The sequence below is a fragment of the Goekera deserti genome (genome assembly GCF_010685995.1).
Lineage (GTDB): Bacteria > Actinomycetota > Actinomycetes > Mycobacteriales > Geodermatophilaceae > Goekera > Goekera deserti.
The window spans coordinates 1-26513 of the sequence record NZ_JAAGWK010000002.1; the positions used below are offsets into that span (position 1 = coordinate 1).

A 26513-nucleotide genomic window follows, 5' to 3' on the forward strand; every position below is an offset into this window, starting at 1 on the left:
GCCGCCGCGGTCGGCGTCGCGAGAAGGGCGGTCGTTGTCGCGGGCGGGGCGGTCGGCGGGGCCGTCACCGGCGTCGGCGGCGACGACGCCACCGCGGTTGCGGGTGCGGGTGCCGCGCTCGTTCCCGTCACGGGCGGGACGCTCGTCGCGGCCGCCGTCCCGCTCGACGCGCGTGCCACGCCGGGCGCGGTCGCCGGCCGGCTCGTCCTCGACCTGCTCCGGCGCGCGGTCCACCGACTCGGTCGTGGTCTCGGCGGGGGCGCCGGCCGGGCGGCTGGCCCCACGACGACGGCGACCGGTGGCGACCTCGGGCGGGGCGCTCGCGGTGTCGGCCGGTCCCCCGTCGGCGGTCGCACCCTGGTCCGGGGCCTCGGTACCGCTGGATCGCGGGCCGGTGTCGGCCGGGGCCTGCTCGGCGGCGGGCGTGCGGGTCGTGCGTGCGGACCGGGCCGACGCGGGACGGCCGGTCGCACCCGGCTCGACGCCGGTCGGTGCCGCCGCGTCCGGTGCGATGGCGTCGGGTGCAGTGGCGTCCGGTGCAGTGACGTCCGGTGCAGTGACGGCCGGTGCGGCGGCCGCGGGGGGCGCCGTCACGGGCGCGGCGGTGCCGGTGGCCGGGGTCCCGTTCGACGCGGCGGTGCCGCCGGTCTGGCGCTCACCGATGGCGGCGACCAGGTCGCCCTTGCGCATCCGGCCGGCGCCGGGGATGCCCAGCTCGCCCGCGAGTCGCTGCAGCTCCGGCAGCAACATCCCGGACAGTCCGCTGCCGCGGCGACGGGAGCGGACGGCCGCTCCGCTCTCGGCAGCGGCCTCGGTCGTGTCCGGCGCGGGGGCGCCGTCGACGACGAGGTCGGTTGTTTCGCTCACGTACAGGTCCTTCCCTGCGGTGACCTGCGCCTACCAGCGCAGGAGGTGACCTGAGCACCCTCGGCCCCGGCGTGCTGCAGGGAACGGAGGGCCGGGCTCTGGTCTGTGGATGCGAGGCGGATCAGCGGCGACGGCTCGAGAAGTCCGCATCGCCTGCGCGTGGAACTCGCCCGGAGGCGGCTACGAGGTGAGACTAGAACAGCCTCACGAGGCCGACAACACCGGCTGCACCCGGTGTCCCCCCGCGCGAGGAGGACGATACCGCACCGCGGGCGGGCGGCCAGGGGCGTCACCCGTCCCGGTGACCTCAGCCGAGGGGGGTGCGCGAGACGCGTGCGCCGGAGTGGTCGACGGCGAGCGGCAGGCACGTCCAGTCCGGTGGTGCGAGCGCGGCCACCCGGCGCGCGGCGGCCCCGGCCGCCGGCGTCGACGGGTCGTCGTCGGGGCCCCGGACGCCGAGCACCAGCACGCTCGGGCCGGCCCCGGACACGACGGCGGCGTGCCCCTCGGCGCGTAGCGCCGCGATCAGCTCGGCGGTCCGCGGCATCGCGGGGGCGCGCTGCGCCTGGTGCAGCCGGTCCTCGGTGGCGTCGAGCAGCAGGCCCGGCTCCCGGGTCAGCGCGTGCACCAGCAGCGCTCCGCGCCCGGCGGCGAACGCGGCGTCCGCGTGCGGCACGACGGGCGGGAGCAGCCCGCGCGCGACGTGGGTGGACAGCGTCCCGCCCGGCACGAGCACGATCGGGACGACGTCGTCCCGCAGCGCCAGCCGGTCGGCGGCGACGTGCTCCCCCCGCGTCCAGGACAGGGTCGCCCCGCCCAGCAGGCAGGCCGCGACGTTGTCCGGGTGGCCTTCGAGCTCGGTCGCCAGCGCCAGCACGCGGTCGTCGTCCCGGGTGTCGACGTCGGGGCACAGCTGCCAGGCCGCGACGATGCCGGCGACGACGGCGGCGGCCGAGGAGCCCATGCCGCGACCGTGCGGGATGGTGTTGACGCAGTGCATCCGCAGGCCCCGCGGCGTCCAGCCCAGGTCGTCGCACGCAGCGCGGAACGCGCGCACCACCAGGTGCGTCTCGTCGCAGGCCAGCGTGCCGGCGCCCTCCCCCGCCACGCTGACCTGCAGCCCGTCGGCCAGCTCGACGTCCACGAGGTCGTGGTGGGTCAGGGCGAGGCCCGCGCAGTCGAAGGCGGGCCCGAGGTTGGCGCTGGTCGCCGGCACGCGGATGCGCCAGCTGCCGGGCGCGGCGCCCGGGGGCGTGCTCACCCGGTCACAGGCCCAGCTTCGCGGCGGCGACCGCGGCGTCCACCGGGATGGTGACCGGCGCGGGGGCACCGGAGATGGCCCACTCGGGATCCTTGAGGCCGTTGCCGGTGACGGTGCAGACCACGCGCTGGCCGGGCTCGAGCTCACCGGCGGCCGCGACCTGCAGCAGACCGGCCACCGAGGCGGCCGAGGCCGGCTCGACGAAGACGGCCTCGGTGCGGGCCAGCAGCCGGTAGGCGGCCAGGATCGCCCGGTCGGTGACGGCGTCGATGCGCCCCGCCGAGTCGTCCCGGGCGCTCAGCGCCTTGCTCCAGGACGCCGGGTTGCCGATCCGGATGGCGGTGGCGATCGTGCTGGGCTGCTCGACGACGGCGCCCCGCACGATCGGTGCGGCGCCGGCGGCCTGGAAGCCCCACATGCGGGGCAGCCGGCTGGCCGGCCCGTCGGAGGCGTACTCGCGGTAGCCCTGCCAGTAGGCGGTGATGTTGCCGGCGTTGCCGACCGGCAGGCAGTGCACGTCCGGGGCGTCGCCGAGCACGTCGACGACCTCGAAGGACGCCGTCTTCTGGCCCTCGATGCGGAACTGGTTGACGCTGTTGACCAGGCTGACCGGGTAGTCGATGGCCAGCTTGGAGGCCAGGGCCAGGCAGTCGTCGAAGTTGCCCTCGACCTGCAGCAGCGTGGCGCCGTGCACCAGCGCCTGGGCCAGCTTGCCCGTGGCGATCTTGCCCTGCGGCACCAGGACGGCGCAGATCAGCCCGGCGCGCGCGGCGTAGGCGGCGGCGCTGGCGCTGGTGTTCCCGGTGGAGGCACAGATGACCGCGCGGGCGCCCTCCTCGACGGCCTTGCTGATCGCCATCGTCATGCCGCGGTCCTTGAAGGAGCCGGTGGGGTTGGCGCCCTCGACCTTCAGCCACACCTCGCAGCCGGTGCGGCGGGACAGCTCGCGCGCCGGCACCAGCGGGGTGGCGCCCTCCTGCAGCGTCACCACGGGGGTCGCGTCGGTGACCGGCAGCCGGTGACGGTAGGCCTCGATCAGGCCGGGCCACAGCGGTGACACGGCGCCCTGCAGGGGTGTGATCACGTCGGGCTCCTTCAGCCGCCCGGGAACTGTCCGGGGGTGGGGCGGGGTGTCAGCGGGGGCAGGGTGGGCGTGCCGCCGGGAGGCGTCGTCCGGGTGCGGTGGTGCGGTGATCCTACGAGGGTCGGGCCCTGCTCAGGTGAGACCCTCGACGCGCAGCACGCTGGTCACCGCGCGCACGGCGTCCATCTCCCGCAGCCGGGCGACGGTCGTGGCGAGCGCGGCGTCCGGCGCGCTGTGGGTGACCAGCACCAGTGTCGCCGCCTCGCCGCGGCCGTCCTGGCGGACCGTGGAGATGCTCACCCCGCGCGAGGCGAACTCGGCGGCCACCGTCGCGAGCACGCCGGGCTTGTCGGCGACGTCCAGGCTGACGTGGTACCTGGTCGGCGTGTCGGCCATCGGCCGGGTGGCGAGGCCCGCGTAGGCGTTCACGTTGGGCCCGGCGACGCCGGCGACCCGGTTGCGCGCGACGGCGACCAGGTCGCCGAGCACGGCGCTGGCGGTGGGTTCCCCACCGGCGCCCTGGCCGTAGAACATGAGCTGGCCGGCCGCCTCGGCCTCGACGAACACCGCGTTGAAGGCGCCGCTGACCGCCGCGAGCGGGTGCGTGGTGGGGATCATCGCCGGGTGCACGCGGACGGCGATCGAGTCGGTGCTGGTGCCGTCGGCCGCCACGTCGCTGACCCGCTCGCAGATGGCCAGCAGCTTCACCGTGCAGCCGATCTCGGCGGCCCGGGCGACGTCGGTCGCGCTGACCGCGGAGATGCCCTCGCGGTACACGTCGGAGGCACGGACCGGCGAGTGGAACGCCAGGGTGGCCAGGATGGCGGCCTTGGAAGCAGCGTCGAACCCGTCGACGTCGGCGGTCGGGTCGGCCTCGGCGTAGCCCAGCTCGGTGGCCTCGGCCAGCGCCTCGGCGAACCCGGCGCCGGTCTCGACCATCCGGGACAGGATGTAGTTGGTCGTGCCGTTGACGATGCCGACGACGCGCCGCAGCTGGTCACCGGCCAGCGACTCGCGCAGCGGGCGCAGCAGCGGGATCGCCCCGGCCACGGCGGCCTCGTAGTAGAGGTCGACGCCGGCGTCGGCGGCGGCGGCGTGCAGGGCGATGCCGTCCTCGGCCAGCAGCGCCTTGTTGGCGCTGACCACGCTCTTGCCTGCGCCGATCGCGGCCAGCAGCAGGCTGCGGGCCGGCTCGATGCCGCCGATCACCTCGACCACGAGGTCGACGTCGCCCGAGGTGACCAGGGCGTGCGCGTCGGTGGTGAGCAGGTGGGCGGGCACCCCGGGGTGCCGGTCGGGCCGGCGCACCGCGATGCCGGCCACCTCCACCGGCCGGCCGATGCGGGCGGCGAGGTCGGCGCCCTGCTCGTCCAGCAGCCGCAGCACGGCGCTGCCCACGGTGCCGCAGCCCAGCAGCGCGACCCGCAGCGGCTCGGTCACGGGCGGGGTCACGGGCGGGGTCACGACGCTGCCTCGGCGTGCAGCTCGGGTGCCGGTTGCGAGGGCGCGGGGTGCGGGGCCGGCACGTCGGCGAGCACGGCGTCGAGGGCGAAGACGTCGGCCAGGGTCTGCCGCCGCACGATGCCGGTGGCCCGGCCCTCGCGCACGGCCACCACCGGGGGCTTGAGCAGGTAGTTGTAGTTGCTGGCCATCGACCAGCAGTAGGCGCCGGTGGCGGCGACCGCGAGCAGGTCGCCCGGCACGACGTCGGCCGGCAGCCAGAGGTCGCGGACCAGGATGTCGCCGCTTTCGCAGTGCTTGCCGACCACGCGGCACAGCGCCGGCGGCGCCTGCGACTCCCGGTTGGCCAGCACGCAGGTGTAGCTGGCGTCGTAGAGGGCGGTGCGGATGTTGTCGCTCATCCCGCCGTCGACGGACACGTAGTTGCGCACCAGCGGTGTGCCCGGCGAGCCGCTGGCCCCCAGCCGCACCGGCTTGATGGTGCCGATCTCGTACAGCGTCACGGTGCCCGGGCCGGCGATGGCGCGGCCCGGCTCCACGGCCAGCCGCGGGACGGGCAGGTCCAGCGCGGCGCACTCGGCCGCGACCACCGAGCGCAGCCGTGCGGCGACGTCGCCGGGGGTGACCGGGTCGTCCTCGGACAGGTAGGCGATGCCGAAGCCGCCGCCGAGGTTGAGCTCGGTCAGCACCTCGCCGGTGGCCTGGTGCACCTGGCCCATCAGCCCCACCACGCGGTGGGCGGCCGCGTCGAAGCCGGCGGTGTCGAAGATCTGCGAGCCGATGTGGCTGTGCAGGCCGGCCAGGCGCAGCGCGGGCTCCCGGATGACCCGCACGGCGGCGGTCAGCGCGTCCCCGGTGGCCAGCGAGAAGCCGAACTTCTGGTCCTCGTGCGCGGTGGCGATGAACTCGTGGGTGTGCGCCTCGATGCCGACCGTGGACCGGATCAGCACCGGCACCGGGGCACCGCCGGCGCTGACCCGCGCCTGCGCCAGCGGAACCAGGCGGTCGATCTCGTCGAAGGAGTCGAGCACGACGTGGCCGATCCCGGCGTCCACGGCCAGCTGCAGCTCGGCCAGGGACTTGTTGTTGCCGTGCAGCGCGATCCGCTCCGCGGGGAAGCCGGCGGCCAGCGCGACGGCGAGCTCGTTGCCGCTGCAGGCGTCCAGGTGCAGGCCGTCCTCGGCCACCCAGCGGGCCACCTGGCCGCAGAGGAACGCCTTGGACGCGTAGTGCACGTCGGCGCCGGCGAACGCGTCGGTGAAGTCGGCCGCCCGGCTGCGGAAGTCGGCCTCGTCCAGCACGAACAGCGGGGTGCCGTGCTCGCGCACCAGCGCGGTGACCGGCAGCCCGCCCAGGTGCAGCTCGCCGTCGACCCGCTGCGCCGAGCGCGGCCACACCAGCGGGTCGAGCGCACCGAGCACCGCGGGTGGGGCGCCGGCGGCCGGCGGCGGGGAGATGTTCCCGTGCAGCGGCCCGGCCGGGTGCGCCCTCACATCCGCTCCGGGGCGTGCACGCCGAGCACGTCCAGGCCGTTGCGCAGCACCGTGGCGGTGGCGGCGCACAGCCACAGCCGCGCCGTGGTCAGCGACGTCGCCTCCTCGTCGCCGCGGGGCAGCACCCGGCAGGAGTCGTAGAAGCGGTGGTAGGTGCCGGCCAGCTCCTCCAGGTAGCGGGCCACCCGGTGCGGGGCCCGCAGCTCCGCGGCGGTGGACACCACCTGCGGGAACTCCGCGACCGCCCGGATCAGGTCGCTCTCCCGCTGGGTGGCCAGCGCGGCGACGTCGACATCGTCCGGCTCGCCCAGGGCCAGGCCGAGGTCGGCCGCGCCCCGCAGCAGCGAGGCGATCCGGGCGTGCGCGTACTGCACGTAGAAGACCGGGTTGTCGCTGCTCTGCCGGCTCCACAGGTCCAGGTCCAGGTCGATCTGCTGGTCGACCGAGGCCCGGGCCAGGGCGTAGCGCGCGGCGTCCGCGCCGACCGCCTCGACCAGGTCGGCGAGCAGCACGAAGTTGCCCTTGCGCTTGCTCATCCGGACGATCTCGCCGTCCTTGACCAGGTTGACCAGCTGGCCGAGCAGGATCTCCAGGTGCACGTCGGGGTCGTCGCCCATCGCCGCCACCAGGGCCTTGTACCGGCCCACGTACCCGGAGTGGTCGGCCCCCAGCATGATCAGGACCTTGTCGAAGCCGCGCTCGCGCTTGTCCAGGTAGTAGGCGCAGTCGGCGGCGAAGTAGGTGGTCTCGCCGTCGCCCTTGACCAGGACCCGGTCCTTGTCGTCGCCGAACGTGGTGGTGCGCAGCCACACGGCACCGTCGGCCTCGTAGACGTGCCCGCCCTCGCGCAGCCGGCCGACCGCCTTGTCCAGCGCGCCGGACTCGTGCAGCGTGCGCTCGCTGAAGTAGACGTCGAACCGGACGCCGAAGTCGGCCAGCGAGCCCTTGATCTCGGCGAACATCAGCTCCACGCCCCGGGCCCGGAACACCGCGAGCTGCTCGTGGTCCGGGCGGTCGAGCAGGCCGGGCTCCAGCGCCACCACCTGGGCGCCGATGTCCTGCACGTACTCCCCCGCGTAGCCGTCCTCCGGGGTCGGCCGGCCGGCCGCAGCGGCCTGCAGGCTGGCGGCGAAGCGGTCGATCTGGGCACCGGCGTCGTTGAAGTAGTACTCCCGGGTGACCTCGGCGCCGCTGGCGGTCAGCAGCCGGCCGAGCGCGTCGCCCACCGCGGCCCACCGGGTCGACCCGATGGTCACCGGCCCGGTCGGGTTGGCCGAGACGAACTCCAGGTCCAGCCGCTGCCCGGCCAGCACCTGGGTGCGCCCGTAGCCGGCACCGGCGGTGACCGCCTGCACGGCGAGCCGGCCGAGCGCGGCCTTGGCCAGGGTGACGTTGAGGAAGCCCGGCCCGGCCACGTCGACCCGGTCGATGCCCGGCTGCAGGCGCAGCTCGGCGGCGACGAGCTCGGCGACCTCGCGGGGCGGGCGGCCGGCCGGCTTGGCCAGCCGCATGGCCACGTTGGTGGCGTAGTCGCCGTGCTCGGGGTTCTTCGGACGGTCGACGACGACGTCGTCGGGGACGTCGACGGCGAGCTCCCCGCGGCCGACGACCCCCGCCACGGCGGTCCGGACGACGTCACGCAGCTGCTCGGGTGTCACCGCGCGATCGTAGGCGACCTGGTGGTCCGCCCCGGCCGCACACCTCCCTCGACGGGGTGCACAGGCCGGTCACAGCACCGCCGGGGAGGCCGGGTCGCACAGCCTGCCGCCCTACACTCGCAGGCTCCGGGGCCTCCGCACCCCGCCGGGCCGCCGCCGGCGAGGGCGGCGCCGACCGCCACGGAGCACCCGACACCAGCCGGCGCAGGACCACGTGGGTCCGCGCCCAGCACCGAGGAGAGGCCTTGGCCAAGGACCCTGACCCGCAGGACCGCACGACCGGTCGGAAGGGGTCCACACGGGCGACCGGGGGCCGGGACAGCGCTGCTGCCAAGGCCGGCGCGAAGGCGGTCGGCAAGGCCGCCGCGGCCGGCGGCCGGTCCGACCGGTCCAGCCGGCCCAGCGCCACCGCCCGGGGCAAGGGCGGGCGCACCCGCCCGCCGACGCAGGTCGTCGCGCAGCCCAAGCCGTGGGGGCTGATCGCCGCGGCCGCCGCCGTGGTCGTCTTCGCCGCCGCCGTGATCGGCTACGCCGTCGTCCAGGTGCGGGAGAAGAACGAGAACTCGGTGGCCAGCGCCGAGGACATCTCCGGCATCCGGACCTTCGACTACGCCAACGGCCAGGAACACGTCGCCACCCCGGTCGACTACTCCGAGTCCCCGCCGGTGGGCGGGCCGCACGACCCCTACTGGGCCGACTGCACCGGCACCGTCTACTCCATCCCGATCCGCACGGAGAACGCGGTGCACTCCGAGGAGCACGGCGCGGTGTGGATCACCTACGACCCGGACGCGGTCTCCGACGGTGACCTGGACACGCTGACCGGCCTGGTCGACGGCCGGTCCGGGATGATGCTGTCGCCCTACCCGGGCCAGAGCTCGCCGATCATGCTGCAGGCCTGGAACCACCAGCTCGGCGTGGACTCCGCCAGCGACGTGCGCGTGCAGCAGTTCATCGACACGCTGCTCTACGACCCGGAGAACACCCCGGAGCCGGGCGCGAGCTGCGAGAACCCCGAGTTCGCCGCCAACCCGCTCGCGGCCGACGCCGAGAGCGCCCCGATCGGCAACAGCGACGCGCCCACCACCACCAGCCCGGCCACCGGCTCCGGCGCCCCGGCCACCCCGGCGCCGTGACCGCACCCGCTGCCGGCGGGGCCAGCCGGCTGCTGCGGCCGCTGCTCGCCGCGGTCATCGCCGTCGCGCTGGTGCTGATCGGCGGCGGGCTGGCCGTGGCACTCGGCATCGGCCAGCAGCAGACCCCGGGCACCGACTCGGTGGACGCCGGCTTCTCCCGCGACATGTCCCGCCACCACCTGCAGGGCGTGGAGATGGCGAACCTGGCCGCGTCCCGGAGCCAGGACCCCGAGGTGCTCTCGCTGGCCTTCGACATCTCCGCCACGCAGACCAACCAGGCGGGCCGGATGCAGGGCTGGCTGGCGCTGTGGGGCCTGCCGGCGACGAGCGCGGAGACGATGACCTGGATGGGCGGCTCGCACGGGCACGGCTCGGGGTCGAGCCAGATGGGGTCGGTGGCGATGGACGACATGGCGATGGGCCCCGGCGGCCTCATGCCCGGCATGGCGACCGAGGAGGAGCTGGCCGAGCTGCGCTCGCTGTCCGGCCCGGCCTTCGACGTGCGGTTCCTGCAGCTGATGACCCGGCACCACCAGGGCGGGCTGGAGATGGCGCAGTACGCCGGCTCGCACGCCATCGAGCCCGCCGTCGCCACCCTGGCCCGCACCATCGCCGAGACCCAGACGGCCGAGGTCACGACCATGACGGACATGCTGGCCGCCCGCGGCGGCGCGCCCCTGCCGGCACCCTGAGCCGGCGCCCCGGCCCGACCGGGCGGACGCCCCGCGTCGGTGCGCCCGGGGCGGCTGATAACGTCTACGCCGCCACCCCGCACCACGAGCCCCCGTAGCTCAGGGGATAGAGCACTGCCCTCCGGAGGCAGGGGCGCAGGTTCGAATCCTGCCGGGGGCACCACGATCGACCAGGGCGCAGCGCCCCGGCGGCGGGCCACCCGGCCCGCCGCTCACACCTCCCGCACCGCGCCGTCCTCGACGTGCAGCCGGCGGGTCACCCGCACCGCCTCGAGCATCCGGCGGTCGTGCGTCACCAGCACCAGCGTGCCGGCGTAGCCCTCCATCGCCTGCTCCAGTTGCTCGATCGCCGGCAGGTCCAGGTGGTTGGTCGGCTCGTCGAGCACCAGCACGTTGACCCCGCGGGCCTGCAGCAGGGCCAGCGCCGCGCGGGTGCGCTCGCCCGGGGACAGCGTGTCGGCCGGTCGCAGGACGTGGTCGGCGCGCAGCCCGAACTTGGCCAGCAGCGTGCGCACCTCGGCGTCGGGCAGGTCGGGCACCTCGGCGCCGAAGGCCAGCGCCAGCGGCTCGCTGCCCAGGAAGCGGCCGCGTGCCTGGTCGACCTCGCCGACCTGCACGCCGCTGCCCAGCGACGCGGTGCCGACGTCCAGCGGCACCCGCCCGAGCAGGGCACCGATGAGCGTGGACTTGCCCGCACCGTTGGCCCCGGTGACGGCCAGCCGGTCACCCCAGTCCACCTGCAGGTCCAGTGGGCCCAGCCGGAACCCAGACCGGGTCACCACCGCACCGCGCAGCGTGGCGACGACGGCGCCGGCCCGCGGCGCAGGCGCGATCTGCATCTGCAGCTCCCACTCCTTGCGCGGCTCCTCGACCACCTCCAGCCGCTCGATGCGCCGATCGGTCTGCCTCGCCTTGGCCGCCTGCTTCTCCGACGACGCCCGGGCGGCTGCCTTGATGTTCTTGTCGCCGTCCTTGGACTTCTTGATCGAGTCGCGGACGCCCTTGGCCATCCAGTTGCGCTGCATGCGCGCCCGGCCCTCCAGCCCGGCCTTGGTGTCGGCGTACTCCTCGAACTCCTCGCGGGCGTGCCGGCGGGCCACCTCCCGCTCGGTCAGGTAGGCGTCGTAGCCGCCGTCGTGCACGCGCACCAGCTGCTGGGCGAGGTCGAGCTCGACGACGCGGGTGACGGTGCGGGCGAGGAACTCCCGGTCGTGGCTGACCAGCACGACGCCGGTGCGCAGCGAGGCGACGAAGCGCTCCAGCTGGTCCAGCCCGGCGAGGTCCAGGTCGTTGGTGGGCTCGTCGAGCATCAGCAGGTCGTAGCGGGACAGCAGCAGCGAGGCGAGCCCCACCCGGGCGGCCTGACCGCCGGACAGCCCGGTCATCAGCGCCTCGGGCGCCACCCCGGGCGCGACCTCGGCGAGCACGTCGGCGGCCCGGTCGTCCAGGTCGGCACCACCGAGGGCCAGCCAGCGCTCCAGTGCCTCGCCGTAGCGGTCGTCGGCCCCGGCGACGCCCTCGGTCAGCGCCTCCAGCGCCGCGTCCATCTCCTGCTGCGCCGCCGTCACCCCGGTGCGCCGGCCCAGTGCACCCAGCACGGTCTCCCCCGCGCGCCGCTCGTGCTCCTGCGGCAGGAACCCGACGGTCGCCGACGGGGGACTCAGGACGACGCTGCCCGCCTCCGCGGCCGCCTGGCCGGCGAGGGTGCGCAGCAGCGTCGACTTGCCCGCACCGTTGACCCCGACCAGCCCGACGACGTCGCCGGGGGCGACGACGAGGTCCAGGCCGGAGAACAGCACGCGGGCACCGTGACCGGCGGCGAGGCCGCGGGCGAGGAGGGTGGCCATGGGCCCCATGGTCCCTGCCCGCGGTCCCACCCCGCTCCGCCCTACTCCGCGACCCTGTCCCCCTCGGCCTCGACCGGCTCGTCCAGCACGTCGCGGGCGATCTCGTCCAGCAGGTCCTCCAGCACCGTGTCGTCGTCCCCGGACCGGCGTCGGACCAGCCACGGCCGCAGGTTGTCGTACCCCCGCACCGAGACCCGGCGCAGCGGCCGGACCCGGTAGGCGGTCCGGCCGCGCAGCCGGCGGGCCAGCTGCTGGTCGGCCAGGACGGCGCCCGGACGGGCGATGGAGGTCAGCCGGCTCGCGAGGTTGACCACCGGTGAGTAGACGTCGCCGAGCCGGGTGAGCACCCGGCCGTGGGCCAGGCCGACCCGCAGCGGCGGCCGGTCCTCCGCGGCCCAGCCGACCGGCAGGTCCAGGGCGATCTCCGCGGCGTCGACCGGGTCCTCGGCGGTGAACAGCACGCCGTCACCGACGGTCTTGACCACCCGGCCGCGGTGCCGGGCGATCACGTCGGCGGCGAGGCTCTCGAAGTCCTCGACCATGCGGCCCAGCTCCCGCCCGCCCATGCCCCGGGAGCGTGAGGTGTAGCCGACCAGGTCGGCGAACCCGACCGACAGCTCGCGCACGTCGGTGCCGGGGCCGGGCACCAGCAGCCGGTCGACGTTGGCCGCCAGGTGCCGGCGCCAGATGTGGTCCTGCACGTTGCGCATGAGCGGCACGAGCAGCTCGGCGACCTGCGCGGCCCGCGCGGCGGCGTCCTCGGGACCGTCCCCGACCGGGGCGGACGCCGGCTCACCGCCGGGCTGCCCCGCGGGGTCACCGCCGTCCCGGGGCCGGGGCGCGGCGAGGATCGCGGCCAGCATGTCGGTCTGCCAGTCGGCCAGCCGGGACAGCGACTGGCCCATCGCCCGGGCGATCGAGGCCTCCGCGTCCGCGTCGACGAAGCCCGAGGAGATGAGCCGGCTCAGCGTGGAGAGCGCGGCGACGTCGGCGTCGGTGAAGGCGGCCTCGTCGTCGGGGACGTCGGGGAAGCCCAGCGCGCGCCACAGCCGCCGGCTGCGCTCGGAGGACACACCGGACAGCGCCGCGACGTCCTGCCGGGTGTAACGGCGGGGACCGCCGAGCAGCAGTTGCTCGAGCGTGTCCCGGGGGTCGACCGGGTCGCTCACCGCCCCGTCCCGCACGCGGTCGACCGGCCGGGCACCGGCCTCGCGTCGCCCCTCGGGCGGGGGACGACGGCAGCAGCACGGGTCACGCGCCGCAAGATAACCCGTGCGGAGTCAGGAGTGGCGTGGGTCACCTGCGCCGCGCCGGGGGCAGGTGCGCCGCACGGCCCCGGTGCGCTTGGATGCCCCCGACAGGCCATCGCGTCGAGGAGGAGCCATCAGCAGCGCAGTGCGGACCACGGTCGACCCGGTGCGGGTCGACGTGCAGGGGTTGAGCAAGAGCTTCGGCTCGGTGCGGGCGGTGCACGACCTGAGCTTCACCGTCGAGCCGGGCCAGGTCACCGGCTTCCTGGGGCCCAACGGCGCCGGCAAGACGACGACGCTGCGGATGGCGCTCGGGCTGATCACGCCGGACGCCGGTTCCACCACGTTCGACGGCGTGCCCTACGCCGACCTGCCGTCGCCGCTGCGCCGCGTGGGTGCCGTGCTGGAGACGGCGTTCCACCCGGCCCGCACCGGGCGCAACCACCTGCGCGTCTACTGCCGCGCCGCGGGGCTGCCGATCGAACGCGCCGACCAGGTGCTCGACCAGGTCGGCCTCACCGCGGCGGCCGGCCGCAAGGCCGGCAACTACAGCCTCGGCATGCGCCAGCGGCTGGGCCTGGCGACCGCGCTGCTGGGCGACCCCGACGTCCTGGTGCTGGACGAGCCGGCCAACGGGCTGGACCCGGAGGGCATCCAGTGGCTGCGTGGGTTCCTGCGCCACCTCGCCCACGACCAGGGCCGCACGGTGCTGGTCTCCAGCCACCTGCTGACCGAGGTCGAGCAGACCGCCGACCGGGTGGTGATCGTGGGGGCAGGCCGGCTCGTGCGGCAGGGCTCGATGGCCGAGCTGCGGGCCGGCGCGGGCGCCGGCACCGTGCTGGTGCGCAGCCCGGAGGCACCCCGGCTGGCCGAGGTGCTGCGCGGCGCGGGGGCCACCGTGCTCAGCGCCGAGGGCCAGGAGCTCACCGTGGGTGGCTCGACCACCGACGACGTGGGCCGGCACGCGTTCGCCGCGGGCGTCGAGCTGCACGAGCTGCGCTCGAACACCAGCGGCCTGGAGGAGATCTACTTCCGGCTCACCGCCGGTCAGGAGCAGTACGCCGCCGGCAGTCCGGCCGGCGGACCGGGTCCGGACCCTGCCGTGGCCGGCGCCCACGCAGCCCAGGGAGGACAGTCGTGATCGGCGCGCTGGTGCGCTCGGAGTGGACCAAGCTGCTCACCACGCGGGTGTGGATCGGCCTGCTGCTGGGCGCCTGCGCCTTCGGCGGCGGTTTCGCCGCGCTGTTCACCGGGCTGGCCGGCGGCGAGGGCGTGCCGGCCCTCGGCACGCCCGACTACGAGCAGACGGTGCTGGCCGTGGCCGCCAACGGCACGGTCTTCGCGCTGATCCTGGGCATCATCGGGGTCACCCAGGAGTACCGGCACCGCACGGCCACGCCGACGTTCCTGTCCAGCCCGCACCGCTGGCGGGTGGTCGTGGCGAAGCTGCTGGCCTACGTCGCGGCGGCGGTGCCCTTCGCCCTGGTGGCCTGCGCGGTCACCGCGGTCGTGGCGCTCGTGTACTCCTCTGCCCGCGGCACCGCGCTGACGTTCGACCAGGACAACCTGGTCGTGCTGGCCCGGGCCGGGCTGGCGATCGTGATCTACGTGGTGATCGGCATCGGGCTCGGTGCGCTGCTGCGCAACCAGGTGGGGGCCATCGTCGGCGCGCTGGTGTTCCTGTACGTGGTGGAGCCGCTGCTGGGCAGCATCCCGGCCACGCAGGGGCTGTACAAGTGGCTGCCCGGCGGGGCCCTGTCCGCGATGACCAGCGACTTCCAGGCCCCGGACGTGCTCGGCCCCTGGCAGGGCGCCGCGATCCTGGTCGCCTACGGCCTGGTCGCCGCGGCCCTGGCCACCCTGCTCACCGTCCGCCGGGACGTCGTGTGACCGCACGGCACGCCCCACCGCAGCCCGGCTGCGCCGACCGAGGACGTGCCCGCGGATGACCACCCGGATGACCGCGGCCCGGCTGGCCCGGCTGATCGGCGCGGGCGACCTGCCCGGCGTCGTCGAGGCGGTCGCCACCTCCCCCGCGCTGCTCCGGCGCACGGTCGAGCACGAGGGCACCGACGGGTGGACGCCCCTGCACCTTGCCGTGGCCACCGGGCGGGCCGACCTCGTCGAGGCCCTGGTCGACGCCGGGGCCGACCTCGGCGCCCGCACCGAGCAGGGCCTCACGCCGCTGCACGTCGCGCTTGGCCGGGCACTCGGGCTGGTCGAGGTGCTGTGCCGCCTCGGTGCGGAGGTCGACGCCCCGACGGCCGCCTGGCTGGGCGACGTGCCCCGGCTGGAGATGTTCCTGGACGGCGGCAGCCCGCTGCTCGACCCGGTCACCGGCACCCCCTTGCTGTCCTGGGCGGCGCACGGCGGATCGGTGCCGGCCGTGCGCCTGCTGCTGGCCCGCGGCGCGCCCGCCGAGGTCGGTGCGCTGCGCACGGCCGTGCTGGCCGGTCGGGTCGACGTCGTCCGGGTGCTGCTGGCGGCCGGCGCCGACGTGCACGACCGGGACGCCGCCAGCGGGCAGTCCGCCCTGCACGCGGCCGTGACCGCCCCGCTGACCGACGACTCCGCGCGGCTGGTGCAGCTGTTCCTGGAGGCGGGCGCCGACGTCGACGCCACCACCTCCGACGGCGCCACCGCCCTGGACATCACCCGGGTCGCCGCGGCACGCCAGCGGGCCGACTCCCCGGGCGGGACCCCCGAGTACGAGGCGCTGGGCGCGCTGCTCGTCGCCCACGGCGCCACGCACTGAGCGGCCCACGCACCTGCGGGGCGGCCGCCGCGGGCCCCCGACGCAGATCACCCCCGGGACGGCCGCGACCTCCGCGACCAGATCGGCCGGGTGGATAGACTCCCCCCTGGTCCAACGACGTCCACAGACGAAGAAGGCACTCGACCCCGTGTCAAGCGTGAGCTCATCCCAGCCGTCCACGAACCAGCCCTCCGCGGTGGCTGGTTTCGGAACCAACGAGTGGCTGGTCGAGGAGATGTACCAGCAGTACCTCGCCGACCCCGGCAGCGTCGACCGCGCGTGGCACGACTTCTTCGACGACTACCGACCGGGCAGCCCGGTCGCGGCCGGTGAGGACCGGGCAGCCCCCGAGCCCTCGGCCAGCACACCGGACGACGCCCCGGACGACGAGCCGGCCGCCGGCCCGGGCAGCGCCAGCTCCTACGCCTCGCCGGCCCCCTCGCAGGAGGTGGCCCCCCCGGCAGCGCAGCGCACGCCGGCCCCGGCGCCTGCCGCCCCGGCGCCCGTGGCAGCTGCGCCGGCCGCACCGGAGCCGCCCGCGCCGACGCCGGCCGCACCGAAGCCGGTGACGCCGAAGGCCGAGCCGCCCAAGGCCGACCGGCCGCGGGTCGAGGCGCCGAAGGTGCCCGCGCCGGCCGCCGAGTCCACCGGCCCCACGCGCACCCAGCTGCGCGGCGCCGCGGCCAGCATCGTCAAGAACATGAACGCCTCGCTCGCCGTCCCCACGGCGACCAGCGTGCGCGCCGTGCCGGCGAAGCTGCTGGCCGACAACCGCATCGTGATCAACAACCACCTGGCCCGCTCCCGCGGCGGCAAGGTGTCCTTCACGCACCTGATCGGCTACGCGCTGGTGCGGGCGCTGGACGACTTCCCGGAGATGAACGCCGCCTTCGCCGAGGTGGACGGCAAGCCGACGCTGGTCCAGCCCGAGCACGTCAACTTCGGCCTGGCCATCGACCTGCCCAAGGCCGACGGCAGCCGCTCGCTGGTGGTGGCCAACATCAAGGCCGCCGAGGAGCTCGACTTCGCGGGCTTCTGGGGCGCCTACGAGGACGTGATCCGGCGCGCCCGGGCCGGCAAGCTGGTCATGGAGGACTTCACCGGCACCACGGTCAGCCTGACCAACCCCGGAACCCTGGGCACCAACCACTCGGTGCCGCGGCTCACCGCCGGCCAGGGCACGATCGTCGGCGTCGGGGCGATGGACTACCCCGCGGAGTTCCAGGGCATGAGCCCGGAGACGCTCGCCGACCTCGCCGTCGCCAAGACGATCACGCTCACCTCGACCTACGACCACCGGATCATCCAGGGCGCCCAGTCCGGTGACTTCCTGCGCCGGCTGCACGGCCTGCTGCTCGGCCAGGACGGCTTCTACGACGACGTCTTCCGGTCGCTGCGCATCCCCTACGAGCCGGTGCGCTGGGCGCCGGACGTCACGGTGCGGCACGAGGGGCAGATCGACAAGGAAGCACGGGTCATCGAGCTCATCGAGGCCTACCGGCGCAACGGCCACCTCATGGCCGACACCGACCCGCTGGAGTTCAAGGCCCGCACGCACCCCGACCTGGACATCGTCCGGCACGGGCTGACCCTGTGGGACCTCGACCGCCGGTTCCCGGTCGGCGGGTTCGCCGGCGAGCGGATGATGAGCCTGCGCGACATCCTCGGCGTGCTGCGCAACTCCTACTGCCGCACCGTCGGCGTGGAGTACATGCACATCACCGACCCCGCCGAGCGGGCGTGGCTGCAGGCCCGGATCGAGGTCAAGCACGACCAGCTCGAGCGGGAGAAGCAGAAGCACGTGCTCGGCCGGCTCAACGCCGCCGAGGCGTTCGAGACGTTCCTGCAGACCAAGTACGTCGGGCAGAAGCGGTTCAGCCTCGAGGGCGGCGAGTCGGTGATCCCGCTGCTGGACGAGGTGCTGGTGGCCTCCACCGACTACGAGCTCGAGGAGGTCGCGATCGGCATGGCCCACCGGGGCCGGCTCAACGTGCTGGCCAACGTGCTGGGCAAGAGCTACTCGAAGATCTTCGGTGAGTTCGAGGGCAACATCGACCCGGGCACCGTGCAGGGCTCCGGCGACGTGAAGTACCACCTCGGCGCCGAGGGGTGCTTCCAGAACCCGTTCCGGGACGCCCAGATCAACGTCTCGCTGGCCAGCAACCCCAGCCACCTGGAGACGGTCAACCCGGTGCTCGAGGGCATCGTGCGGGCCAAGCAGGACATGATCGACAAGGGTGAGGGCGGCTTCACCGTCCTGCCGGTGCTGTTGCACGGCGACTCGGCGTTCGCCGGCCAGGGCGTCGTCCAGGAGACGCTGAACCTGTCGCAGCTGCGCGGCTACCGCACCGGCGGCACCGTGCACGTGGTCATCAACAACCAGGTCGGCTTCACCACCAGCCCGGCCGCGGCGCGCTCCAGCCTCTACTCCACCGACGTCGCCCGGATGATCGGTGCCCCGGTCTTCCACGTGAACGGCGACGACCCGGAGGCCTGCGTGCGGGTGGCCCGGCTGGCGGTCGACTACCGCCAGGAGTTCCGCAAGGACGTCGTCATCGACCTGGTCTGCTACCGGCGCCGCGGTCACAACGAGGGCGACGACCCGTCGATGACCCAGCCGATGATGTACGACATCATCGACCGCAAGCGCTCGGTCCGGAAGCTGTACACCGAGGCGCTGGTCGGCCGCGGGGACATCACCATGGCCGAGGCGGAGGACGCGCTCAAGGACTACCGCGGGCAGCTGGAGCGGGCGTTCGCCGAGACCCACGACGCCCGGGACTCCTCCGCCCCCGAGCCGGTCATGGACCCGCGCACCCCGCAGCAGTCCACCGTGGTCACCGCCACGACCCCCGAGGTGCTCAAGACCATCGGCGACGCGCACGTCTCGCTGCCGCAGGGGTTCACCGTGCACCCGAAGCTGCAGCGGATGCTCGAGCGCCGGGCCGCGATGCCCAGCGAGGGCGGGATCGACTGGGCGATGGGCGAGCTGCTGGCCTTCGGGTCGCTGCTCATGGAGGGCGTGCCGGTGCGGCTGGCCGGCCAGGACTCCCGCCGTGGCACGTTCGTGCAGCGGCACTCGGTGCTCATCGACCGGGAGAACGCCGACGAGTACACCCCGCTGGGCAACCTCACCCAGGACCAGGCGAAGTTCTTCGTCTACGACTCGCTGCTGAGCGAGTACGCCGCACTCGGCTTCGAGTACGGCTACTCGGTGGCCAACCCCCAGGCGCTGGTGCTCTGGGAGGCCCAGTTCGGCGACTTCGTCGACGGCGCCCAGATGGTCATCGACGAGTTCATCAGCTCCGGTGAGGCCAAGTGGGGCCAGCGCTCCGGCGTGGTCATGCTGCTGCCGCACGGGCTGGAGGGGCAGGGGCCCGACCACTCCTCGGGTCGCATCGAGCGCTTCCTGCAGCTGTCCGCGGAGAACAACATGACCGTGGCGAACTGCTCGACGCCGGCGAACTACTTCCACCTGCTGCGCCGCCAGGCCCTCTCCGACGTGCACCGGCCGCTGGTCGTGTTCACGCCGAAGTCGCTGCTGCGCGCCAAGGTGGCCGTCAGCTCGGTGAGCGACTTCACCGAGCAGGGCTTCCGACCGGTGCTGCCCGACCCCGGGGTCGGCGGTGCCCCGCTGGACGCCGCGGCCGTCACCCGGGTGCTGCTGTGCAGCGGGAAGGTCGCCTACGACCTGCTCGCCGCCCGCGAGGCCGAGGGCACCGCGCACGTCGCCGTGCTCCGGGTCGAGCAGCTCTACCCGCTGCCCGAGACCGAGATCGCCGCGGCGCTGGAGCAGTACCCGAACGCGACCGACGTCGTCTGGGTGCAGGAGGAGCCGGCCAACATGGGCGCCTGGCAGTTCATGGCGGTCAACCTGCCCGAGCACCTGCCCGCCGGGCGGACCCTGCGGCCGGTCAGCCGGCGGGCGTCGGCCAGCCCCGCGGTCGGGTCGGCGAAGGTGCACGAGCGCGAGCAGAAGCAGCTCGTCGTCCAGGCCTTCGCGGACTGAGCGGGAGCAGGGCAGGCGTGTACTTCACCGACCGCGGCATCGAGGAGCTGGCGGGCCGGCGCGGCGAGGAGCAGGTGTCGCTGGCCTGGCTGGCCGACCAGCTGCAGGCCTTCGTCGACCAGCACCCCGACTTCGAGGTGCCGGTCGAGCGGCTGGCCACCTGGCTGGCCCGCGGTGGCACCGACGACGTGGACGAGGACGGGTGACCGTCCCGACCCCCGCCGTCCCCCGGACGGCGCTGCTCGTCGACGCGCTCAGCAACAACGGCGCCGTGCAGATCACCATCGGGCTGGCCCGGCGCTGGGCCCCGGCCGGTGCCCGCCTCGGCGTGCTCCGGCAGCCCACCGGCGCCGGGTTGCCCACGCCGGGGGTGGACGTGGTCCCGCTCATGCCCCCCGGCACCCCGCTGCACCGGGGTCTGCCGCGGGTGCTCACCCGGCTCGTCCGGCTCTCCCGCGGGTCGCAGGTGGTGCTCGTCGGCTCCGAGATCGGCCCGGCCCTGCTGCTGGGCTTCCTCGGCGCCCGGCTCGCGCGCCGACACGTCGTCGTCGCTGTGCACGCCGACCTCGGTCAGGCGCTGCGCGAGTGGATGCCCCCGCGCACGCACGGGCTGCACCGCTGGGTGCACGGCCACGTGGACGGCGCCATCTGCGTCTCCCCCGGCCTGGTCGAGGAGCTGGTCGGCAACGGCCTGCCCGCGGAGCGCATCTGGGTGGTCCGCAACGGGATCGACACGGCGGCGATCGCCCGGGCGGCAGCGACCGCCACCGATCCGGCGCCCGCCGACGTGCCGGTGGTGGTGGCCACCGGCCGGCTGGCGGCGCAGAAGGGCCACGACCTGCTGCTGCGCGCCCACGCCCGGCTGGTCGCCGACCACCCGCACCGCGTGCGGCTGCTCAACGACGGACCCGACCTGGCCGGGCTGCAGGCACTGGCGGCCGAGCTGGGGGTCACCGGCTCCGTCGAGTTCGCCGGTGCCGTGCCCCCGCTGCCCAGCGTCTCCCGGGCGGACCTGTTCTGCCTGCCCTCCCGGCACGAGGGGCTCCCGCTGGCCCTGCTGGAGGCGGTGTCCCTGGGCGTGCCGGTGATCGCGGCCGACTGCTCGCAGGGCGTGCGGGACGCGCTGGACGGCGGCCGGGTCGGCGCGCTGGTCCCGGTGGAGGACGTCGACGCGCTGACCGAGGCGCTGCGCCGGCATCTGACCGACCCGGCCGACCTGCGCGCCCGGGCCGGCCACGGGCCGGCGCACGCCCGGGCCTTCGACGTCGAGGTGATGACCGCCGGGTGGGCGGCCGCCCTGGCCGACGTCGTCTCCCGCCCCCGGCGCCCGCTGTGGGCGTCCCGGAACGGTGGGGTCCGCGCCGGGGTGCTCAGCCGGCTGCGTAGAAGGACCGCACCCCGTCGATGACCTGCTCGAGCACCTCGGGCGTCATGTAGGGGTGCAGCGGCAGCGTGAGCACCTCACCGGCTGCCTGCTCGGTGACCGACAGGTCACCGCGGCGGCTGTCGGCGTAGAAGCTGAACTCGTGCGCGCCCAGGAAGTGGATGCCGGTGGACACGCCCCGGGCCGACAGGTGGGCCGCCAGGTCGGCGCGCCGGCCGTCGGCCACGCGCAGCACGTAGATGTACGGCGCGATGTCCTTCCAGTCGGTGTCGAACAACCGCAGACCCTCGATGTCGGCGAAGGCCTGGTCGTAGGTCCGGCAGTAGGTCTGCCGGTTGAGCACGAACTCGTCGACCATCGCCAGCTGCGCCAGGCCGATCGCGGCCGGGACCGACCCCAGGTGGCAGCGGTACCCCTGCCGGACGACGTCGAAGTCCCAGTTCCGCTGGTTGCGGTAGCGGGCGTCCGTGTCGGCGTCGATGCCGAGGTGGCGCAGCTCGTGGAGGGCCTGCACGTCGCGCTCGTCCGGGGTGATCACCGCCCCGCCCTCCAGCGTGGTGATGGTCTTGACCGGCCCGAAGCTGAAGCAGGTGATGTCACCGAAGGACCCCACCGGCCGACCCTTGCTGGACGAGCCGAAGGCGTGCGCGGCGTCCTCCAGCACGCGCAGGTCGTGCTCCCGGGCGATGTCCATGAGCTCGTCGAGCTGGCACGGGATGCCCAGGTAGTCGACGGCCAGGACGGCCCGGGTCCGGTCGGTGATCAGCTCGCGCACCCGTGCCGGGTCGATGGACAGGTTGTCCGGCTCCACGTCGCAGAACACGATCGACGCCCCGGTCCGGCTGATCGCCTGGTGGCCGGCGACGTAGGTGAACGACGGGCAGATGACCTCGTCACCCGGGCCCAGGCCGATGAGCCGGGCCGCGATGTGCAGCGCCTCGGTGCAGGAGTTCGTGGAGACGGCCCGCCGGCCGTCGAGCAGCAGCCGTGCCTCCAGGGCCTGCTCGAACTCGCGGGTCAGCGCGCCCATGCCCAGCCAGCCGACCTCCAGCGCCTTCCGCGCGGCCTCCTGCACCTCGACACCGAGGTAGGGCCGGTAGACCGGCACCTTCGGTGGGACCCCGACTGCACCCGACATGGACGACCCTTCGGCACGACGACACGGACCTGCGCGGAGCGCACGACGACACGGCTCCTGACCGGGACGGACCCGGTCGAGCGCGACTGTAGGCCGGGAAAGCGCACGTGGGACCGCGTGTCCCCTGATCGTGTGTCCGTCGTGGCGGTGGTCACGCTGCGACACGACGGGTGCCCGCCGGGCACGTCCCACGGTCCGGCACCAGCGCACCGCACGCTCGGTGGGTGCTCGGTCACTCCCACGCGCTCTCCGGTCTCGCCGTCGGCGCCGCCACCCTGCCCTGGGCCCCCGTGCAGGGCGCCGTCGCCCAGGTCGCCTGGGTGTCCGCCGTCGGCGGGTTCTCGATGCTGCCGGACCTGGACCAGCACGGCTCGACGATCTCCCGCATGTGGGGACCGCTGACCGACGTGCCGTCCCGCGCGGTCGGTGCGGTCGCCGGTGGGCACCGTTGGGGCACCCACGACGCCCTGCTCGCCCCCGTGGTGTTCGGCCTGGTGGCGCTGGCGGCCAGCGGCGCCTGGTGGTCCAGCCTGCTGCTGCTCGCCCTGGCCGTCGGGCTCGCCCTGCGGGCGCTGCACTTCGTGATCCCCGGCCGCGCGGAGAACACGGTCATCGGCAACCTGGCGCTGTCCTGGGGCAGCGCGTGGCTGCTGCTGGAGCACAGCCCGAACCCGGCGTGGCTGCCCTGGGCCGTGGCGGTCGGCGTACTGGCGCACATCGCCGGCGACGCGCTCACCACGGCCGGCGTGCCGGTGCCGCTGGTCTGGCTGGTCCGGCGGTGCCGGCTGGCGATCAGCCCGATGCGCACCGGTGCCCGGCTGGAGACCGCGGTGCTGGCACCGGCGTTCCTGGTCGCCACGCTGGCCCTGCTCTACGTGAACACGCCCGCCGGGGCCGCGCTCACCCCCGTCGTGGAGATGATCGACGGGCTCGGCTGAGCCGCGCACCGGGGGTGCAGCGGACCGCACCCCCGGCAGGGCTCAGCGGGTGATGCCCTGCTCCCGCGCGCAGGCGGCGACGGCCTCGGCCACCGCGGTGGCGACCCGGCGGTCCAGCGGGCTGGGCACCACGTAGTCGGCCCGCACCTCGTCCCCGACCACGTCGGCGATGGCGGCCGCCGCGGCGAGCTTCATCTCCTCGGTGATCGCGGTGGCACCGGCGTCGATGGCGCCCCGGAAGACGCCGGGGAACGCCAGCACGTTGTTGATCTGGTTCGGCTCGCCACTGCGGCCGGTGGCGACGACGGCGGCGTACCGGGCGGCCATCACGGGGTCCACCTCGGGCACCGGGTTGGCCAGCGAGAAGACGATGCAGTCCGGTGCCATCGCGGCGATCGCCGACTCGGGCACCGAGCCGCCGGAGAGCCCCAGGTACACGTCGGCCCCGGCCAGCGCCTCCACCATGCTGCCCGCGTGCCCGGCCCGGTTGGTGTGCTCTGCCACCCACTGCTTGATCTCGGTCAGCCCCGTGCGACCGGTGTGCAGCACGCCCTGGGAGTCGGCGACGGCGATGTCGCCCACGCCCGCCTCCAGCAGGATCTTGGCGCAGGCCACCCCGGCGGCGCCGGCGCCGGAGACCACCACCCGCAGGTCGCCCAGCGGCCGGCCGACCACCCGCGCGGCGTTCCGCAGCGCCGCCAGGACGACGATCGCCGTGCCGTGCTGGTCGTCGTGCATGACCGGGATGTCCAGCCGCTCCCGCAACCGGGCCTCGATCTCGAAGCAGCGGGGGGCGCTGATGTCCTCCAGGTTCACCCCGCCGAAGGAGGGCGCCATGGCCACGACGGTCTCGACGATCGCGTCGACGTCGGTGGTGGCCAGCACGATGGGCACCCCGGAGAGCCCGCCGAACTCGCTGAACAGGCAGGCCTTGCCCTCCATCACCGGCAGCGAGGCGACGGGGCCGATGTCACCGAGGCCCAGCACCGCCGTCCCGTCGGAGACGATCGCCACCGCCCGGGGTGCCCAGGTGTAGTCCCGGGCCAGGTCGGGCTCGGCGGCGATGGCGCTGGACACCCGGGCCACGCCGGGGGTGTACGTGAGGGCGAGGTCGGCCAGCGAGGTGATCGACCGGGTCGGCCGTACCGTCAGCTTGCCGCCCGCGTGCACCGCGAAGGCGGGGTCGTCGGCGAACCTGTCCGCGTGCTGGGAGCTCATGGGACGGGGACTGTAGTGCCCGTCCCGACGCGCACAGCCCGGTGTGGGCGCAGCTAGCGTGTGACCTGTGCAGATCCGCGAGCTCGCCGTCCCTGACAGCTACGTCCTGGACCTGGTGCCGCACGGTGACCGGCGGGGCCGCTTCACCGAGTGGTACCGCGCCGACGTGCTGGCCGGGGCGCTCGGGCACGAGCTGCGGCTGGCCCAGGCCAACCACAGCGTGAGCGCCCGCGGCACCCTGCGCGGCGTCCACTTCGCCCTGGTGCCGCCCGGACAGGCCAAGTACGTCTACTGCCCGGCCGGCCGGGTGCTGGACGTCGTCGTCGACATCCGGGTGGGGTCGCCGACCTTCGGCGCGCACGACGCCGTGCTGCTGGACAGCGAGCAGCCGCGGGCGGTGTACCTGTCCGAGGGCCTCGGCCACGGCTTCGTCGCCCTGGAGGACGACAGCTCGGTCACCTACCTGGTGTCCGCCGGCTACTCCCCCGGCCGCGAGTTCGGCATCGACCCGATGGACCCCGACCTCGCCCTGCCCTGGCCGGCCGACCTGGAGTTCGAGCTGTCGGCCAAGGACACCGAGGCGCCGACCCTCGCCCAGGCGCGCGAGCAGGGCCTGCTGCCGACGATCGAGCAGTGCCGGGCGCACTACGCGACGCTGGGCCCGGGGTCGCCGTCGTCCTGAGCGGTGTCCGGGCGCGGGCCGAGCCGGCCCGGCCGCGGCGACAGCCGCAGCACCACCCGGCCGACGACGACGGCGACGCCGAAGCTGCGGCTGTCGTCGGTGACGAACGGGTTGTCGCCCTCCACCCAGTGCCCGCCGGGCACGAGCCGGCGCACCCGCTTGACCACCAGCAGCTCCGGGCGCGCCGGGAACCGGGCGAGCACGACGTCCCCGGGCCGGGCGCGGCGGGAGCGGCGCACCAGCAGCCGGTCGCCGGAGCGCACCGTCGGGGACATGGACGGCCCCGTCACCCGGGCCAGGACGAACGGGGTGCCCAGGTGCCGCAGGTCACGGTCGGGCTGCCCGCTCGACGGGTCGTGTCTGATCACCGCGGGTAGGGTCGCAGACGATCCACCCACGCGAACCGGAGGGACACACCATGCGTCTGCGCATGTTCTCCGCCGTGGAGGCAACCGCGCACTGCGACCTCCCCTGCGGCGTCTACGACCCGGCCCAGGCCCGCATCGAGGCCGAATCGGTCAAGGCCATCCAGGAGAAGTACCAGGGCAACGAGGACCCGGTCTTCCGTACGCGCGCGATCCTGATCAAGGAGCAGCGGGCCGACCTGGTCAAGCACCACCTGTGGGTGCTCTGGACCGACTACTTCAAGCCCCCGCACTTCGAGAAGTACCCCGAGCTGCACGAGCTCTTCAACAAGGCGACCAAGCAGGCCGGCGCTGCCGGCGGCAAGGGCAGCATGGACCCCGCCGAGGGCCAGAAGCTGCTGGACTACATCGCCCAGATCGACAAGATCTTCTGGGAGACGAAGGCCGCCTGACAGCGGGTCCACCGCCCCGCAGGGCCAGACCGGTGCCGGGCCACCCTCGTGGGTGGCCCGGCACCGTCGTGTCCGGGCCCGGCGCCTCCCGCTGACCTGCCGGCCCCGCACGCAGCGCAGGCACCCGGCGACGGCCGGTACCGTCGGGGGACGATGCGCATCGACCGGGCCGGCTGGCCCTTCATCACCGTGCCCCTGGCCCCGGCGGCCCTGCTCGGCGTCCTCGGCCGGGCCGGTGGCCGCCGGTGGGCCCGTCTGGCGAGCTGGCCGCTGGTGGGCCTGTCGGCCTACATGGCGCTGTTCTTCCGCGACCCGGACCGCCGCTGCGACACCAGCCCCCCGGCCGTCCAGGACGTGCTCGCCCCCGCCGACGGCGTGGTGATGGTCGCCGGCGAGCCGCAGGAGGGCGTGGCACCCCCGGGCGAGTGGCAGCAGGTCAGCGTCTTCCTGTCCGTGGTCGACGTGCACGTCAACCGCTCCCCGTACCGCGGGGAGGTGGTGGAGAGCTCCTACCGGCGCGGCAGTTTCCTGGCCGCGTACCGCAAGGAGAGCGCGCACCGCAACGAGCGCAGCGAGATCTGGCTGCGCGACGGCGACCGGGTCGTCGTGTTCCGGCAGGTCGTCGGGGTGCTCGCCCGGCGCATCGTGACCCGCACCGGGCCCGGCCGCACGCTGGCCACCGGTGAGCGGATGGGCCTGATGAAGTTCGGCTCCCGGATGGACGTGTTCGTGCCCCGGGAATGTACGGTCACCGTCACCACCGGGCAGCGGGTCCGGGGTGGCGAGACCGTCATCGCCCGCTGGCCCCAGGGCAGCTGAGGGA

At 74.7% G+C, this 26513-nt stretch carries 23 protein-coding genes and 1 tRNA gene; 13 read left to right on the plus strand and 11 right to left on the minus strand.

Translation table 11 applies throughout. The features are described from left to right. The 6 genes from G1H19_RS00205 to argS form a co-directional block, all read right to left on the minus strand. A partial coding sequence (locus tag G1H19_RS00205; RefSeq protein ID WP_204282625.1) for a Rho termination factor N-terminal domain-containing protein occupies window positions 1-867 on the minus strand: 867 nt, incomplete at its 3' end. Window positions 868-1174: 307 nt separating this feature from the next. Beyond that, window positions 1175-2128 carry a homoserine kinase gene (thrB, locus tag G1H19_RS00210; protein WP_235928318.1) on the minus strand — a complete coding sequence of 318 codons (954 nt, stop codon included), beginning with the start codon at window positions 2126-2128 and terminating at the stop codon, window positions 1175-1177. Between the two features lie 4 nt (window positions 2129-2132). Beyond that, complete coding sequence (gene thrC, locus G1H19_RS00215) at window positions 2133-3212, minus strand: threonine synthase (RefSeq protein ID WP_235928315.1); 1080 nt, start codon at window positions 3210-3212, stop codon at window positions 2133-2135. Between the two features lie 132 nt (window positions 3213-3344). Further along, window positions 3345-4664: a homoserine dehydrogenase gene (locus G1H19_RS00220; protein WP_235928313.1), complete on the minus strand. Its 1320-nt coding sequence runs from the start codon at window positions 4662-4664 to the stop codon at window positions 3345-3347. 8 nt (window positions 4665-4672) lie between these two features. Further along, window positions 4673-6166 (minus strand): diaminopimelate decarboxylase, encoded by a 1494-nt coding sequence (gene lysA, locus G1H19_RS00225; RefSeq protein ID WP_162393460.1) that lies wholly within the window; start codon window positions 6164-6166, stop codon window positions 4673-4675. After that, a complete protein-coding gene (gene argS / locus G1H19_RS00230; RefSeq protein ID WP_162393459.1) occupies window positions 6163-7824 on the minus strand; it encodes an arginine--tRNA ligase in 1662 nt (553 codons plus the stop codon). The genes lysA and argS overlap by 4 nt, the downstream gene beginning before the upstream one ends. 245 nt (window positions 7825-8069) lie before the next feature. Between argS and G1H19_RS00235 the strand changes: the two genes are divergently transcribed. The 3 genes from G1H19_RS00235 to G1H19_RS00245 all read left to right on the plus strand — a co-directional run bounded on the left by G1H19_RS00235 (window position 8070) and on the right by G1H19_RS00245 (window position 9815). Then, window positions 8070-8960: a DUF3105 domain-containing protein gene (locus tag G1H19_RS00235; protein WP_152731358.1), complete on the plus strand. Its 891-nt coding sequence runs from the start codon at window positions 8070-8072 to the stop codon at window positions 8958-8960. Beyond that, window positions 8957-9652, plus strand: coding sequence for a DUF305 domain-containing protein (locus tag G1H19_RS00240; RefSeq protein WP_162393458.1), 696 nt, complete (start codon window positions 8957-8959; stop codon window positions 9650-9652). Before G1H19_RS00235 ends, G1H19_RS00240 begins: the two co-directional genes overlap by 4 nt. Window positions 9653-9740: 88 nt before the next feature. Continuing rightward, window positions 9741-9815 (plus strand) — tRNA-Arg (locus G1H19_RS00245). A 49-nt stretch (window positions 9816-9864) separates the two neighbouring features. Here G1H19_RS00245 and G1H19_RS00250 read toward each other — a convergent pair. Next, a complete protein-coding gene (locus G1H19_RS00250; protein ID WP_152731357.1) occupies window positions 9865-11499 on the minus strand; it encodes an ABC-F family ATP-binding cassette domain-containing protein in 1635 nt (544 codons plus the stop codon). A gap of 41 nt (window positions 11500-11540) precedes the next feature. Further along, the gene (locus G1H19_RS00255) at window positions 11541-12668 is read right to left on the minus strand and encodes an adenylate/guanylate cyclase domain-containing protein (protein ID WP_162393457.1); all 1128 of its coding nucleotides are present in this window, start codon (window positions 12666-12668) and stop codon (window positions 11541-11543) included. Window positions 12669-12894: 226 nt separating this feature from the next. Between G1H19_RS00255 and G1H19_RS00260 the strand changes: the two genes are divergently transcribed. From G1H19_RS00260 to G1H19_RS00285, 6 genes are all read left to right on the plus strand, one after another. Continuing rightward, on the plus strand, window positions 12895-13890 hold the full coding sequence (locus G1H19_RS00260; RefSeq protein WP_322099375.1) for an ABC transporter ATP-binding protein: 996 nt from the start codon (window positions 12895-12897) through the stop codon (window positions 13888-13890). Further along, the gene (locus G1H19_RS00265; protein ID WP_235928311.1) at window positions 13887-14639 is read left to right on the plus strand and encodes an ABC transporter permease subunit; all 753 of its coding nucleotides are present in this window, start codon (window positions 13887-13889) and stop codon (window positions 14637-14639) included. Before G1H19_RS00260 ends, G1H19_RS00265 begins: the two co-directional genes overlap by 4 nt. A 55-nt stretch (window positions 14640-14694) precedes the next feature. Then, window positions 14695-15504: an ankyrin repeat domain-containing protein gene (locus G1H19_RS00270; RefSeq protein WP_152731356.1), complete on the plus strand. Its 810-nt coding sequence runs from the start codon at window positions 14695-14697 to the stop codon at window positions 15502-15504. Between the two features lie 196 nt (window positions 15505-15700). Further along, window positions 15701-19513, plus strand: a complete 3813-nt coding sequence (locus G1H19_RS00275; RefSeq protein ID WP_235928309.1) for a multifunctional oxoglutarate decarboxylase/oxoglutarate dehydrogenase thiamine pyrophosphate-binding subunit/dihydrolipoyllysine-residue succinyltransferase subunit — start codon at window positions 15701-15703, stop codon at window positions 19511-19513. 17 nt (window positions 19514-19530) lie between these two features. Beyond that, window positions 19531-19719 (plus strand): DUF6104 family protein, encoded by a 189-nt coding sequence (locus G1H19_RS00280; protein WP_162393455.1) that lies wholly within the window; start codon window positions 19531-19533, stop codon window positions 19717-19719. Beyond that, entirely contained in the window at window positions 19716-20921 is a 1206-nt protein-coding gene (locus G1H19_RS00285; protein WP_162393454.1) for a glycosyltransferase, read from the plus strand. Before G1H19_RS00280 ends, G1H19_RS00285 begins: the two co-directional genes overlap by 4 nt. Here the strand turns inward: G1H19_RS00285 and G1H19_RS00290 are convergent. Continuing rightward, on the minus strand, window positions 20884-22035 hold the full coding sequence (locus tag G1H19_RS00290; RefSeq protein ID WP_152731353.1) for a DegT/DnrJ/EryC1/StrS family aminotransferase: 1152 nt from the start codon (window positions 22033-22035) through the stop codon (window positions 20884-20886). The genes G1H19_RS00285 and G1H19_RS00290 overlap by 38 nt on opposite strands. Window positions 22036-22259: 224 nt before the next feature. Between G1H19_RS00290 and G1H19_RS00295 the strand changes: the two genes are divergently transcribed. Further along, window positions 22260-22973: a metal-dependent hydrolase gene (locus tag G1H19_RS00295; RefSeq protein ID WP_162393453.1), complete on the plus strand. Its 714-nt coding sequence runs from the start codon at window positions 22260-22262 to the stop codon at window positions 22971-22973. 42 nt (window positions 22974-23015) lie between these two features. On the opposite strand, the gene G1H19_RS00300 is transcribed toward G1H19_RS00295, so the two are convergent. After that, complete coding sequence (locus G1H19_RS00300; protein ID WP_152731352.1) at window positions 23016-24191, minus strand: NAD(P)-dependent malic enzyme; 1176 nt, start codon at window positions 24189-24191, stop codon at window positions 23016-23018. Between the two features lie 67 nt (window positions 24192-24258). Between G1H19_RS00300 and G1H19_RS00305 the strand changes: the two genes are divergently transcribed. Next, complete coding sequence (locus G1H19_RS00305) at window positions 24259-24873, plus strand: dTDP-4-dehydrorhamnose 3,5-epimerase family protein (protein ID WP_162393452.1); 615 nt, start codon at window positions 24259-24261, stop codon at window positions 24871-24873. Here the strand turns inward: G1H19_RS00305 and G1H19_RS23725 are convergent. Beyond that, entirely contained in the window at window positions 24837-25241 is a 405-nt protein-coding gene (locus tag G1H19_RS23725) for a S26 family signal peptidase (protein ID WP_235928307.1), read from the minus strand. The genes G1H19_RS00305 and G1H19_RS23725 overlap by 37 nt on opposite strands. A gap of 50 nt (window positions 25242-25291) precedes the next feature. Between G1H19_RS23725 and sodN the strand changes: the two genes are divergently transcribed. Together sodN and G1H19_RS00320 are read left to right on the plus strand one after the other, a co-directional pair. Continuing rightward, complete coding sequence (gene sodN, locus G1H19_RS00315) at window positions 25292-25690, plus strand: superoxide dismutase, Ni (protein WP_152731350.1); 399 nt, start codon at window positions 25292-25294, stop codon at window positions 25688-25690. 153 nt (window positions 25691-25843) lie between these two features. After that, on the plus strand, window positions 25844-26509 hold the full coding sequence (locus G1H19_RS00320) for a phosphatidylserine decarboxylase (protein ID WP_152731349.1): 666 nt from the start codon (window positions 25844-25846) through the stop codon (window positions 26507-26509). The last annotated feature ends 4 nt before the right edge of the window (window positions 26510-26513 follow it).